Raw genomic sequence first — 15,494 nt, 5'->3', positions numbered from 1 at the left:
TGAATAGTGAAAAATTATAAGTCGCAGACAAATACTTCTATATTTTTTTCTAAAAGGGTTTCATTGATAATAGCTTCGATTTTATCCCAAGTACCTCCTGCTAATCCGCAACCTATGCGGGGCATTTGTACTTTGGCATTGTTTTCAAGAGCAAAATTGGCTACTTGTTGTAAGGCTTTTTTCACTGCTTCATAACGAATGGGGGGATTGCCGTTCTCATCTTTATATATTTTATGTTGCCCAATGAGATTAGCAACCCATATATCACTTTCTACTTTTACAAACTGCACTGCACCCAAAGCGAAACCTTCGCCTTGTTTATACCATTGTTTATATTGCTTTTCAGGTGTTTTCCAGCGTTTGGAAAGTGCTAACACAAAACCTTTACCCCAAGCACCTATATCATTACAAATATGGGTGATGATAATGTTACCTTCGGTTTGTGGTGCCGTAGCATCGGCTTTTAAATAGTGTATCATTGTTGATTTTTTTTATTATTATGAGATTTGAGAGAGTTGGAAAATCTTGGAGGGACTTGGAGGGCTTGGAGAGACTTGGAGAGACTTGGAGGGGCTTGGAAAATCTCGGAGGAACTCGGAGGAACTCGGACGAGGCTGACAAGTCGGACGAAGCGGACAAGGCAGACGAGGCGGACAAGTTGGACGAGGCTGACGAGCTGGAGGAGGGGTAATTATATGAGGATGTCCGAAAAGTTCTATTTGTAAGGGTATTTGTAAAACACTCTTATTCAAAAGGCTCTAAAAGTGATTGATTATCAAGATAATCAACTTTGGCAAAGGTACGATCCATACGAGCAAGAAACTTTGGCAAAGATAGGGATGCAAATACGATTTTGAGACTTTTCGGACAACTTCATTGAATATTTATTAGAAGAAGAATCTTTCTTTTTCTCCTCTTTCGTTTAGGAATTCTAACGAGTTGCGATTACGTGAAGAAAGATTAGACATTATATTTTTCAATTCATCTACATCTTTAATGGTTTTTCCATTCACTGAAAGCAACACTTTTCCTACTATATTGATATTGTTGTACTCATAGAACTGACCTGCAGCGGTAACCTTTACTCCGCTTTTAGTTTTAAAACGTTTTTGGTCGGCTTCTGAAAGGTTTTTCACTTCCAAACCTAAGGATTGTATTACATAAGTAGTGTTTTTCTTGAGAGTAATATTAGCAGTACGTTCTTTACCTTCTCGTACATAAATTACTTTTAGCATATCACCAGGACGTTTGGAAGCGATGTGACCACTAAGATCAGAGTATTTATGTATCTTCACGTTGTCAATTTGCTTGATGATGTCACCTTTTTTAAGTCCAGCACTACCAGCTCCTGACTCATCGTCTACTGAATCTACATAGAATCCTTCTGTTTCTTTTACATTGAGTTTCTTAGCTACTTCGGAGTCTAATGCTTGTCCACGTACACCCATCACCCCACGTTGTACATTCCCGTACTCTATCAGGTCTTCCACCACTTTCTTAGCGATATTACTAGGCACTGCAAACGAGTAGCCCATATATACCCCTGTAGTAGATGAGATTGCAGTATTGATACCAATAAGATCACCATTGAGATTTACCAAAGCTCCGCCGCTATTCCCCATATTTACCACAGCATCAGTTTGTATAAAAGATTCTATTTTATCGCTACCAAGTTCACTGATGTTACGTGCTTTTGCACTAATAATTCCCGCGGTAACGGTAGAATTTAAGTTAAAAGGATTCCCTACCGCAAGCACCCATTCTCCTACTTGAGTATTATCGGAGTCGGCAAAAGTAAGAAAAGGTAGTTTTTCATCGGCTTCTATTTTCAGTAAGGCAATATCCGAAGAAGCATCTGTGCCTATAAGCTTAGCAGTATAAGTTTTATTGTTGTTAAGGGTAACCTCCAAAGTAGTAGCATTCGCAATCACGTGATTATTGGTAACTATATAACCATCAGGGGTAATGATAACCCCAGAACCGGTACCTACTTGGGTTTGCTCACCTCCGCCATTACCATAAAAGAGATCGAAGATAGAAGTTACGCCTCCCTGTGATTTTACAGTGTTCTTTACGTGCACAACACTATTTACCGTTTTGTTAGCTGCTTCCACAAAGTTGGTTTCACCTGCTACTGTTCTTTGAGGAGTAGTGTGATTCGTTTGTACCAAAGCAGGACGCGAGAGCAAATCAAGTGCCTCTTGTTTAGCGTCGTGTTTATCTATAAAGAGTTTATACCCTCCTAAGGTCATAGCTCCACCAAGGAAGGCAGTAGCTATCATTGTTACATAATTTTTCATCATATTCTTTGTTTTACTAATTTGTTTTTATATCATAAAATGATTAGGCAACAACTATGCCAAAGTTAGGGACAGGTTTCAGGTATTAGGTATCAGGAAATAAGAGATAGAAAAAGGCTGCTCCCGATGGGAAGCAGCCTTTTTCAAACTATGTCCTTTAAAGTTAAATTACAATTTAGGAGCACCAGCGAGGACGTCAGCACTTGCACCTTCAGCGAATTTTTTATCTTTGAAGTTTTGTACAAATGATTCAGCCAATTCTTTGAGTTTAGCGCTGAATTGAGCTTTGTCGTCCCAAGTGTTTTCTGAGTTCAAGATGCTTTGATCTGAAACACCTTCGCAAGATTGAGGTACTTTGAAACCGAAGATAGGTAATTCTTTGTACTCAACGTTGTTAAGTTTGCCAGTAAGAGCCGCAGTGATAAGAGCGCGGGTATCTTTCAAGCTGCATCTTTTCATTTTACCGTTGTAACCAGTGTTTACCAACCATACGTTTACGCCAGTTTCTTTGATTTTTTCAGCCAAACGTTTTCCATATTCAGCTGGGTGAAGAGGCATAAAGGCTGCTCCGAAGCAAGCAGAGAAAGTTTTTTGAGGAGTAGTGATACCTACCTCAGTACCAGCAACTTTAGAAGTATAACCAGAAACGAATTGGTAAGCAGCTTGTTCAGGAGTCAATTTAGAGATTGGAGGCAATACACCATAAGCATCAAAAGTAAGGAAGAAGATGTTTTTAGGGTTATGACCTATTGAACCTGGTTGGATATTAGCGATGTGATAGATAGGATAAGAAACACGAGTGTTTTCAGTGATATCAGTGCGAGCAAAATCAACAACACCTTTATCATCCATAATTACGTTCTCGAGGATAGCACCTTTTTTGATAGCGGCGAAGATTTCAGGTTCTTTTTCAGCGGTAAGGTCTACTACTTTAGCGTAGCAACCACCTTCGAAGTTGAATACGGTATTTTCAGGAGTCCAACCGTGTTCGTCATCACCGATAAGGTGGCGGTTAGGGTCAGCAGAAAGGGTAGTTTTACCAGTACCAGAAAGACCGAAGAAGATAGCAGTATCGCCGTCTTTACCAACGTTAGCAGAACAGTGCATTGGCATAGTGTTGCGGAACACAGGCAATTCAAAGTTCATAGCAGAGAAAATACCTTTTTTAATTTCGCCGGTATAACCAGTACCACCGATTAGGGCGATTTTTTTAGTAAAGTTAAGGATTGCGAAGTTAGCTTGACGAGTGCCATCTACAGCTGGGTCAGCTTTGAAACCAGGAGCATTAACAACTAACCAATCTTCATTGAAAGAAGCGAGTTCGCTATCTTCTACACGTAAGAACATATTGAAGGCGAAAAGGTTGCTCCAAGGAAGTTCAGTAATAGTACGGATATTGGTGCGGTATTTAGGGTCGGCGCAAACATAGCCATCGTGAACGTAAATTTCTTTACTTGAAAGATAAGCTACTACTTTTTCGTATAGTTTATCGAATTTTTCAGGTTCGAAAGGGATGTTGATGTTACCCCACCATACGCGATCTTTGGTGATATCATCTTTTACGATGAAGCGGTCTTTAGGAGAACGACCAGTAAACTCACCTGTGTTGATAGCGATAGCTCCAGAAGATGCTTCAACACCTAATTTTTTGTCCAAAGTTTCTTGGTGAAGTTCGTCAGCAGACAATTGGTAACGAACATTAGCGTTTTTAATTCCGTATTTATCAACGGAAAGTGTTTTTGGTTTACTCATAATGTCTTAAATTTTTTATTTAAAATTCTATAATTTACTAACTTATGTTTTTTGAGTTTTAGACAAGGTAAAAGTTCCTCTGAAAAACGCTGCAAATGTACGCATAAAAATTGTAATAAAAAAATATTTTTAACATTTTTTAAGGGGTATATACTAAAAACCAAATATCAGGGTCTTTCACGCTTATTAGATATGTGTAATTAGCGTTATAAACTGATTTTTTATAAGGACCTAACTTAGCTAAGTCTAAAAATAATCGTTCTGCTTCTCTGTAGTAGTAAAGACTATTTTTGTAAGTGCTATCACCTTCATTAGGCATATCTTTTATAAGAATTTCAACTTGTTCTTCATTAGCATTATTAGCAACGCCTACAAAGTCCATTTCATAGTATACACTACTTGTATTATCAAGATTATTTTTTTCAGCTACGTAAGCGTGCATTCCTGCTGTTTGTTGTTGATCATTCCCCATTATATTTACTAACCTGATATAATTCAGTAGGGTGTGGGTTTTGTTTTTTGATTGTTCTACTGCTCTCTTAGCCTTGTTGAAAATATCCATTATTTTTTCAGAAGCGTTATATGTATCAAAAGTTACATATAAAGCATTACTACTGATAGTGATAGGAGAGTTCACAAAGTTAGTGGTTATGTTTCCATCAGTGGTTACTAAGGCAGTTTTACCTTGATTAAAATAAAATTCATCAAAGGTTACCCCATTAATGTTTATAGGTTCATACAATTTAATACCTTTTTCAGTAATGATGAAAGCTGATTGTACATATTTTTGATTGTTGTCATATATAAAAGTGAGCTGCCTATAACTAGGAAATAATTTAAGGGTTACCTCAGTGCCTCCTACATTTATAGGAGAAAGACCTTTGTACTGAAGAGTAGTGCTATTATCACGTATTTTATTCAAATAGGTTTCTCTATCACCTGTGAATTTTTTCAAGGTCATAATATTGTTAGAGGTACGACCTCGCAAAGTAAAGGTATCATTTTCGTACTTTAGAACTATAAAGTCGGTTTCACCTCCACGAGCATTAGGAAATGACGATGAGACAAATCGGAAATGATGCAATACACTATTAAAAGTATCAAAACTAATAGTAGGACCTTCAGTTATGTCATACGAAAAGTATGAAGTTTCTTCATCATTAGTATAACTTGCTTCTGATGAAGCTGTTACTTGACCATCTTTCAGCTTTATCAAAAAATTGTAGCCTCCTATACTTCTGTGGGCTTTTGGAAAATCTTTATCGGTAGCAAAGACCTCTGGTTGATAGGGATATACCCAATAACCTACACGGTATTGCTCAGGATAGTAAGTCAGCAGCCAATAGCTATCATTTTCTAAAGTCTTTTTGTAACTATTGAGTGAGTTTACAGTACGCTCTGAAGCCTTTTGCTCAAAAGTCTCTTCCTCTTTATAATTACAGCTTACAAAGATGAGAAATGAGAGTGATAAGAATATATATTTTTTCATTGTTGTATTAACGTGTTAATCGGGTGAAATCTTTTCTTTGTACGGGTACGCCATCAAAGGTCTTACCTGCTACGTAAGGATATCTGCTACGTATTTCGGCACGTAGTTCATCAAGATTGATATTCCATTCGTCTTGTAGGTATTTTTTCATTATGGCTATTTTTTGTTCTATTTTCTGTTTGCCTGTATATGTTTCAGTAGGTCTTATTTTTCTATCTGCTTTTTTCAGTACCTCTTCCCATACACTAGTTGATTCATAAGGCGTATAATCTTCTGAAATGAGATTACCATAGTTGCTGAATTTAGCTTTCCAAGCGGTATATAAAGCATCGTTAAAACCATCGCCATTAGTATCTAAACTACTATCGGTAGTAGCACAATTGCAATCCAAAGTAGCGTTGTAGTAGACTATGTAACGTGCTAATAGTTCTACAAAATCCTCATCGTGGTCAAAACTTGAATACGCAGTTATAAAGCCTGCTCTTAGATAGTTCTTAGTATTTAAGTTCCACTCGTTTACCCAGCGATCGTTCTTGTAATCACTTGCAGATATTTTTTCATAATCGGTAGTATATAACTTTGCTTGATGCCAAGTATGAGCATTCTCGTGGTAGAGGGTAGCCAAGATATTGTCGTTCAACCAATAGATATTATTAGGCTCTAAGTGGTTTATATCAGTTAGGTGTATTTTTATACCTGCCGCAGCAAGTCCTACTAACTTAGTACCTGTAGGGTTAAATGCAGGCTCCCCTATTAGAATAAGAGTATTGAATGAATGCTCTTTCATAAAAGGTTTAGAGGTAAGCTTTACATAAGGTTCTATAAATAGATAGTTGAACACATTAGCAAACTCTATTGCTTTGTTGTATTTAGTAGGTGTGTAAGTATAAATTCTACTGATTTCTCGTTCCAAAAAACGGTATAATATCTGTATGTTATACGGTTTAGCAAAAGTCTCATCTAAATACTTGTCCAAATCATTTTGTAGATTCAAACTTTGGCTCTCTTCTCCATTGCGAATAATAACACTCTCATCAGCAAGTTTGTCATCATTATCACAGCCTAAAAATGATAAGGCTAAAAATATGTATAGTATTTTTTTCATAGTTTATATTTTTGTTATCTTGGGTTTGCTTGCATTCCTTTGCCTATTACTGCATCGGGCAGCTGAATTGTTCTTCGCAAATCATTAGCAGGTAATACTGCTTTCACAGTAGCATCATTACGATTTGAGTTGTCGTTCTGATAACGGGCTACTTCTATATTATAGCGGCGTACATCTTGCCAACGCAAACCTTCTCCTAAAGTAAGTACACGTCGACACTGTAGTACATAGTGCAATAGAGGCTCTTGTACTCCATCGCTACTGATAGTAAATGAAGGACTAAGATGCTTTTTTTGAGTAGCTCCATTTACCGTACTTTCTGAGTAGGCTATACCATTATAAAAATCTACGATTTCGGCTTTCGTTACTGTATTGCTGCTAGTATAACCATTGATAGTGGTTTGCTGAATAAATTTAGAGGTAAACATATTCAAGTCGGTTATGGCACTATCATACTGCCCTAAAAGCACTTTGGCTTCAGCCCTCACCAATAAGGTTTCATCAGTAGTAAAAGGTATCATTATTGTACGAGTACTATTGTCTTTGAATGTGGGGAACTTGCCATAGATTACTGCATCACGTCTGTTATCAAACACATCAAAAGGAGTGAACCAGTAGAATTCATAGCCGTAGTTAGGTTTGCCTGAATTACCTTGTTTATCCCATAGATTAGTAGTTGCTAATGTCTCACCTGCTATACGATGATTGTGAATAAATCGTCTAGCGTTAGAGGTTGAAAAATACGATGTTGAAATCACTGAAATAACTGGATGCAACATTAAGTTGGCTGTCTCATCTTCACGGGTATAATAAATAGCAAATTTCTCTATATCAGTACCTCCAGTTTTGGTAGCATCTCTAAAATCTTGCCAATTACGCAACATATTTTTAGTAGTATTGTTATTAGTAGTAAGCACTACATTAGCAGCATCTAAGGCTTTTTGCCATTGTTGATAATACAGATAGAAACGTGCAGCAAAAGCATAGGCCGCTTTCTTGTTGAAGTGATACTTAGGCATCTCATAACTGCTATCATCTATCAAGGGCAGACCCGCAGTTAGGTCGGCATCTATTTGTGCATATACTTGAGCTACTGTTCCTCTACTATATCTACCATCTAATTCTGTTTCAGGAACTAACATATAAGGAATACCTAAATCAGTAGCACTTGTAGTGGGATTATAGGGGTTAGAAAAAAGATTAACTAACGAAAAGTGTGCATAAGCTCTTGCTACTAAGGCTTCCCCTTTACTAGCTTTAGTAGCTTCGGGGTTACCCATTTTTTCAATTGCTTCCAAAGCGGTATTTGCATGATTGATAGCCTTATAGTGGCTTGTCCAAATATTCTGAAGTCCATCGGAGTCAGAGTATTCTTGTATACGTTGCCAATAAGCAGATTCTTGGCTTAAGAAATTCGAATAGGATATTATTGTACCTATATCAGCTATATTATCTGACGACAATTCACTTACTACTGCTGTACTAGCAGTAGGATATGCATTTGTAACTACCCTTCTTACTTTTTCGGGAGTATCAATACGCACTTGGTTATCGGGTAGCTCATCAAGTAATGAATTACAAGCAGTAAGTGTTAGTATTAAGACAGCTATTAATATATATGTTTTTTTCATTTCTTTTGTATTTAAAAATTAAAGTCCTACTCGTAAGGTAAAAATAAGTCGTTTAGCAGCGATAGGCGAATAACCATTAGCTAAATAGTCGGGATCATCGCCATTTAGTTTTTTATCGGCGTAAAGCAAGGCAAGATTAGTACCTTGTAGCTTCATACTGAGTTGGCGTAATTTATTTCTCTTTAGAAAATCTCTATCAAAAGTGTAGCCTATAGAAATTTCTTTCAATCTTATATTATCGCCCTTAGCTATACGAACATTAGAGTAATCATAAGTATTATAAGCCTGTATGATGTTGTTATACCCACCGTAAAGGTCATACATATAAGTAGTGTAGAGTACAGGTATATTAGTACGATGCTCATCACCAGGATACTGCCAACGATTGTTTAGTTCACGAGGTGCTACCCAAAAGTCGTTGTACGAATTTGTAAGTTTACGCAAACGTACCACATTACCATAAGAATAAGTAAACACAACACCTAATGAAATCCCTTTATAGGTAAAATAGTTGCTAAAACTACCTTTATCGGTAGGAATGAGTGTACCTGAATATTCTAAGAAATCTACATTGCGATTGTCAAAACGGATTCCACTTACTGTGCTATTGCCATTAGCATCTAAGAATGTGGGCAATCCTTTATCATTCAATCCATTGAAAGGCACTGAAAAAATAGAACGGAGTGGATAACCTTCTTTGGCAAATCCTCCTACTGATTTAGAACTACTTGAGTAACCTATCATATTGCGTACAGTAGGATTGGTTAGCAGTTTGGTTATCTCATTTTTAGAACGTGAGTAGATGAATGAGGTTTTCCAACTAAAATCTTTGGTTTTGAAATTAGTAGTTTCTAATCCGAGTTCTACTCCGTGTATACGTAACTCTGCCATATTTCCCTTCTTGGTAATAGTACCCCCTACCCCTTGTGTTACGATGTTACCTATCAAATCATAACTTCTGCGATTAAACCATTCAGCTGATATATTAATACGATTGTTAAACAATCCAAACTGAGTACCTAGGTTTAACTCTTGGTTTTTTTCATAGGTAAGGTCATGATTAGCATTATCCACTATGTTCAATCCAATTTCGCGTTTAGAAGAGTTGCGCCAAGGCATATTAGTGTAAATTTGAGAGAGTGAATTGCTCACTGATGGTGAAATAGCTGTTACCCCAAAAGAGGCTTTGAACGATAAATGAGAAAGAGGTTTTAGCTTATCAAAGAATTTTTCATTAGTTACATTCCAATTCACCCCTACGTTCCAAGTAGGCATCCAGCGTATATAGCGCGATTCAGCAAACTTGTTAGAAGCATCATAACGCAAAGTTCCATTTATAGTATAACGATTACCGAAAGTATAGCTACCATTAGTGAAGAATGCTTGATAGTTATTTGTTGTATTGTAGATACTATAGTAAGTACTATTTTCCTCTTGTAGTTTTTTAAAAAACAAATAGGTATAATAGCTATAATTACCAGAACTAAATAGTACTCCATAGTTTTGGTTTTTATCATCGGTACTTTTGTAGTTATCCATTTCTGCTCCAGCATATAGCGATACATTATGAAGTCCTCCTTTAAAACTATCATTATAACGCAATGTTGCACGGAAGTGGTTACTGGTAATAGTACGATCTCTTCGCTCACGTATTCCTCCTTCAGGTAATACTACACTAGGTAGGTCGTAAGGGTCATTAGGATCATCATAGAGTCTAGGATTATAGCTACGTACTAATGAGTTAGGCATTGCTCTATACGATAGTGCGTAGTTTGAGTTTTCTTTATATTCTGTATTTTGTTGATTAGTATAATATCTAATAGCCCCCATCATTGTAGCTTCTACTTTTTTAGTAATCTTGTAGGTAAGTTCTGTTTGTAGTCTGAGGTTGGCTATATTGATATTTTTATAAGCGTTATCTATTTCGTTGAAAATATTGTAAGGAGCAAAATCATTTACGTAATACTCCTTAGAGTCCATACTACGTGAGTGTGTTACAGCATAGTCATAGATATCTTGCTTAGGGGTAGTTTGTTTTTGATAGGAAAGATCTGAAATAACATTAAGTTTAAACTTAGGAGATAAATTATAATTGGCATTTAGGTTTCCTGAATACTGACTAAGTTTGTCTCCTTTTGTCCATCCTGGGTCGAACAATGCACTTAAAGAAGCGTAATATGTTGATTTCTCTGTTCCTGAAGAAAAAGAAAGAGTGTGGTTCTGCATTATACTAGTTTGAAATAGTTTGTTGAACCAATTTGTATTTCTGCGTTCAGCAGCTTGTAGATAAGCTGTACGCCCTGCTTCAGTATTAGGTACTACCGAATTACCATTGCGGTCTAATACATAAAACAAATCGTACATTCGCCCTATGACTCCTTTATTTTCAGTAATTGATTGGTTTTCGGACTTAAAGTGCCCACCTCTTATGAGTTCTTGTATCACCGACATTTGGTCTTGCGAGTTCATAATATTATACTCCCCATAAGTAGGTATAAATCGAAAGGTAGATTCATTAGTATAAGTAATACTACTACCACCCGTAGTACCTCGTTTAGTGGTAATCGCCACCACACCGCCTATAGCACGCTGTCCATAGATAGCTGTAGCCGAAGCATCTTTAAGCACTTTAAAGCTCTCTATACTTTCGGCAGTAAGCCCTGGTATAGCTGCAGCAATAAGCATTTTAGCATCTTCTGACACAAGATCCTCAGGTTTGAGATCTATTGAACCTTCTAACACTACTCCATTGAGCACCCATAGAGGCTTCGTACTACCTGATATAGAAGTAGCCCCTCGAGTATTAGTATTCATAGGAGCTTGTGCTGTAGTAGTAGTCTGAGTAGTGGTTTGAGTAGTAGTAGCTGTTCGTGTTTGGGCAGCAGCCCATTGAGCTAGAAGTACAAAAATGCACAACAGCAAGAGTGTTTTTAAATTTAGTACCTTCATATTAACTTTTTGTGGTATGAGGTCGCAAATATACGACATCAAACGAAACCATGCAAATATTTTAAATAAAAATAACCTAACACCCAAAATTTTATTTTTCTCAAAAGCTGTTAATAGTATAGATATTAGAAGAAATGAACTTAAGTTTGCTCTACTTTCGTTGTAGAATTAAATAGAAAGTTTTAATCTTTTAGAGAATATTATTAAAAAAACAAAAGAACAATGACAGGTAAGACCTACTAAATTGCAAATTAACAAATTATTACTACCTTTGCACTCCAAATAAATGAAGATGATAATGAAAATACTACCAGTTTCTTTTCTTTTAATATTAAGTTTCTTTTTTTTATTAGTGGGACATAGTCAAAACCCCACTACTGAATACTATTTTAAACGTATTTCTATAGAACACGGTTTGTCACAATCAGGAGTTACTACTATGGTACGCGACCATAAAGGACTTTTATGGATAGGAACAAGGCAGGGTATTAATAGAGTAGATAGAAACCACCTAAAAAAATATATGGATGACTATATTTTCCAGCTCTTAGAAGATACGCAGCAAAATCTTTGGGCTATTACCCCTAAAGGTGTATTGCGCTACAACCCAGATGAAGATACTTTCCTACCTATTATTAACCAGCAACTATTCTCTATCTGTATGACCAAAAAAGGTGTATATTTTGGAGGTTATGCGGCTATCTATCAATATGACTACACTTCTAAAAAAATTGAACGTTTACCTCTACGCAAAGACACTCTTGCTAAGGATAAAGAATGTCTTATCACACACCTACTTCCTATAGATGATGATACTGTTTTAGTTGGCACTGAAAGTGATGGCTTATATCTTTATTCTTTTAAAAATGAATTTCTAAAAGCTTTTATCACCGAAAATGCCAGTCCGTTAAGCAGCCTTTACTACGATAGTAAACGTAAAGAAGTTTTATTTTCAGTTTTTCAAAAAGGACTTTTTCGCTACCACCTCTCAGGAGAATTTATAGGACATTATCACACTCAAAATAGTTCCCTGCCTAATGATATTATTTTAGATATCAAACCTTATAAAAATAATATATGGCTTGCTACCGATGGTGGAGGGGTATCAGTATTCAATCTTGCTAACCAACGTTTCTTCAACATACAACATAGTGCAGGTAATGTGCATTCTATCCCTGTAAACTCTATCACTGTTCTCTATGAAGATCCTAATCATAATATGTGGGCAGGGACTGTACGTGATGGTATTTTCCTTTTTAAAGAAACCTATATCAAAACCTATACTGACAGTGCTTTAGGTAGTAATAACGGACTCTCTGAACGAGCAGTAATCAGCCTTTATGAAGCGCCTAATGGCACACTATGGATAGGTACAGACGGCGGAGGAATTAATGCTTTCAACCCTCAAAAAGAACAATTCACCCATCATCTAAACACTTATACTGATAAGGTATCATCTATCACCTACTTTTCGCCTAACGAACTTTTAATATCTCTCTACAGCAAAGGGCTTTTTGTATACCACACTATCACTCGTAAGTACACCCCTTTTCTGCTTCGTGATGAAACCACTAACCAGCAAGAATGTCACACTGGCTTTACTCCTTTTGTATACCGAATTAGCGATGATCTAATACTTATCACTGCTAAAAATACCTATCTCTATCGACTAAGTAACAAGCAGTTTACTAAAATATCTTTTGCCCCAAATGTCGCTCCTAAAATAGCTCTACAATTAAAAGCAGAAGTAGGTAACACTCTCTATCTTAGCAAAGGCAACACTCTTTACCAAATGGATGTACAGCATCCTGACCTAATTTTTTTTCTTAGTTTAGAGAATGAGTGTAACATCAGTGCGGTGTGTTATGATAGCACTCAAAATACCTTTTGGATTGCAACTGATAAGGGGCTTTTTAGCTATACCTTATCCAATAAAAAACTTGTGAATGTAGCCACCGAAAACCTTTTTAGGCAAATCAGCTATATGCAATTAGATGATGCACAACGCTTATGGATAAACGCTAGCAATGTACTCTTTTCTTACCATATCCCCGACAAAAAAATAATGATATGGGATGATAATGATGGTTTTCTACCTAACGATGTACTTACAGGTTATGTACAGACTAAAGCTTCTCCTTACATCTATATGGCAGGAGTGGGAGGATTAGCAAAAATCAACAAAGCCATACGTTCTGGAGAAAACACTCCTCCTCTACTCTTTTTGCAAAACATTGAATTAAACGGCAAAATATATAGCACACACAACTTTCCAAAGGAAATACCTCCTTATTTCAATTCGCTAAAAATAAATGTAGGACTTAATGAAAAAGATATGTTTCGCCGATTACTCTTCCGTTTCAAAATCAAGAACAAAGAGCAAACCTCTATTATTGAAACTTATGACAACCGTCTTGATATCTCACTACTCTCAGTAGGAAAATACCAAGTAGCAGTAGCTTGTATGACTCAAAATGGATCGTGGACTCCCGATACACCTTTGCTTTCTTTTGAAGTATTACCTGTATGGTATCAACGGACTTGGTTTTTTGTAAGTGTGGGTTTGTTGCTGTTAGCTATCACAGCAGGAGTAATATGGGGCTATCTGCGCCGCAAAAAGCAACAACTGAAATGGCAAATTGCTCTTCATCAGCAAGAGTTGAATGAAGATAAGATTCAGTTTCTCACGAATGTAAGCCACGAACTACGTACCCCTCTGACACTTATCTATGCTCCCTTGAAACGACTGTTGAGTGATAGCAATACCTCCACTCTTCCTCCTACCCAAAAAACACAATTAGAAGGAGCTTTTAGACAAGCCAATACAATGAAAAACATCATCAATTGGATATTAGACTACAATCGCTCTACCTCATTAGAAAATACACTTTCTAAAACCTATACAGACCTTAATCATCTTATCACTGATTGTAGTAAGGATTTTGAACAAGAATTTGAAAGCAAACATATACAATTAGACCTACAATTAGACAAAAACTTACCACCTATAGCTATTGACACAGCTAAAATACGCGTAGTGCTCTCTAATTTACTTATGAATGCCGTAAAATTTAGCAATGAAGGAGCCACTATAAGACTACGCAGCACTCATACTTCCGAAATAGTACGTTTTCAAGTAGAAAATACAGGTATCGGACTTCAAAACATAGATCCCAACAAGCTCTTTAGTCGTTTTCAGCAAGGGAAACACCAGCAAGGTGGCAGTGGTATAGGTCTTGCTTATTGTAAAGAATTAGTAGAAAAACACGACGGAAAAATAGGAGCTTATGATGAAGGAAATCAAACTATTTTCTATGTAGAATTACCTTATACTAATAGCAATAATGTATTAGAGAAATTTGACAACGAAGAAACAGATACCCAAGTACCCGAAAAAACTGCTGTGAGTGTGAGTGATATGAGTCAATACAGTATACTTTTAGTAGATGACAACACTGATTTCCTCAACTATCTTTATAGTGAAGTACGTCCGTTGTTTAAGAATGTGCTTAAAGCGGTGAATGGAGAAGAAGCTCTATTGCTTTTAAAAACTCACCAACCCGACCTTATCATAAGCGATGTGATGATGCCTATAATGAATGGATATCAGTTGTGTAAAGAAGTAAAAGAACAGCTCAACATCAGTCATATACCAATAATATTACTTACTGCTAAGAGTGATGGTGAGAGTCAGAAAATAGGTTATAAATTAGGTGCTGATGCTTATCTTTCTAAGCCTTTTGACATTGACTTATTGCTATCAGTGATAGGTAATTTGCTTAAACAGAAAGAACTCATCAAGCAACGATACGAAAAAGAAGTGCTCCTCCCCTCGCCTGCCCTCACTACCATTAGTAATGCTGACGAACAATTTATAATGAAACTCAACCAGCTCATCAAAAAACGCTACAACGAAATTGACCTTGATGCTAATAATATAGCTGAAGCAATGGCGATGAGTCGTGCCAGCTTGTACAACAAAATGAAACAAATTACAGGTTTAGGTATTGCCGAGTATTTAAATAAGTACCGTATAGAAGTAGCTTGTCAACTCCTCAAAACTACCGATTTATCTATCAGTGATATCGCTACTGATATAGGTTTCAACTCATCTAAATATTTCAGCACTGCTTTTAAGCTAGCTACTGGGTTAAGCCCAAGAGAGTACAGAAATAACAAATAAAAAAATCACTATGGCACATTTTTTGATGATAGTAATAAATTTGTTTTTTAACATTTATTAATAATTCAAGATTATTATCATTCTA

At 36.4% G+C, this 15,494-nt stretch carries 8 protein-coding genes; 1 reads left to right on the top strand and 7 read right to left on the bottom strand.

All coding sequences use genetic code 11. The annotated features are described in order from the left end of the window. Nucleotides 1-14: 14 nt before the first annotated feature. From CGC57_RS12350 to CGC57_RS12315, 7 genes are all read right to left on the bottom strand, one after another. Nucleotides 15-479 (bottom strand): macro domain-containing protein, encoded by a 465-nt coding sequence (locus tag CGC57_RS12350; protein ID WP_002678880.1) that lies wholly within the window; start codon nt 477-479, stop codon nt 15-17. A 408-nt stretch (nt 480-887) separates the two neighbouring features. Next, nucleotides 888-2,303, bottom strand: a complete 1,416-nt coding sequence (locus CGC57_RS12340; protein WP_095899352.1) for a trypsin-like peptidase domain-containing protein — start codon at nt 2,301-2,303, stop codon at nt 888-890. A gap of 165 nt (nt 2,304-2,468) precedes the next feature. Next, complete coding sequence (pckA, locus tag CGC57_RS12335; RefSeq protein ID WP_002678871.1) at nt 2,469-4,052, bottom strand: phosphoenolpyruvate carboxykinase (ATP); 1,584 nt, start codon at nt 4,050-4,052, stop codon at nt 2,469-2,471. A 139-nt stretch (nt 4,053-4,191) separates the two neighbouring features. Continuing rightward, the gene (locus CGC57_RS12330; protein ID WP_002678813.1) at nt 4,192-5,541 is read right to left on the bottom strand and encodes a DUF4302 domain-containing protein; all 1,350 of its coding nucleotides are present in this window, start codon (nt 5,539-5,541) and stop codon (nt 4,192-4,194) included. 7 nt (nt 5,542-5,548) lie between these two features. Then, the gene (locus CGC57_RS12325; protein ID WP_002678729.1) at nt 5,549-6,646 is read right to left on the bottom strand and encodes a substrate import-associated zinc metallohydrolase lipoprotein; all 1,098 of its coding nucleotides are present in this window, start codon (nt 6,644-6,646) and stop codon (nt 5,549-5,551) included. Between the two features lie 14 nt (nt 6,647-6,660). Beyond that, a complete protein-coding gene (locus tag CGC57_RS12320; protein WP_002678803.1) occupies nt 6,661-8,277 on the bottom strand; it encodes a RagB/SusD family nutrient uptake outer membrane protein in 1,617 nt (538 codons plus the stop codon). Nucleotides 8,278-8,295: 18 nt separating this feature from the next. Further along, entirely contained in the window at nt 8,296-11,226 is a 2,931-nt protein-coding gene (locus CGC57_RS12315) for a SusC/RagA family TonB-linked outer membrane protein (protein ID WP_095899351.1), read from the bottom strand. Nucleotides 11,227-11,524: 298 nt separating this feature from the next. Here CGC57_RS12315 and CGC57_RS12310 point away from each other — a divergent pair, with 298 nt between their 5' ends. After that, entirely contained in the window at nt 11,525-15,409 is a 3,885-nt protein-coding gene (locus CGC57_RS12310; protein ID WP_095899350.1) for a response regulator, read from the top strand. Nucleotides 15,410-15,494 lie beyond the last annotated feature (85 nt).

The sequence above is a fragment of the Capnocytophaga sputigena genome (assembly GCF_002302495.1).
Classification (GTDB): Bacteria; Bacteroidota; Bacteroidia; order Flavobacteriales; family Flavobacteriaceae; genus Capnocytophaga; species Capnocytophaga sputigena.
The sequence above is the reverse complement of the archived record's forward strand: the minus strand, read 5'-3'. Positions and strand labels throughout refer to the sequence as shown.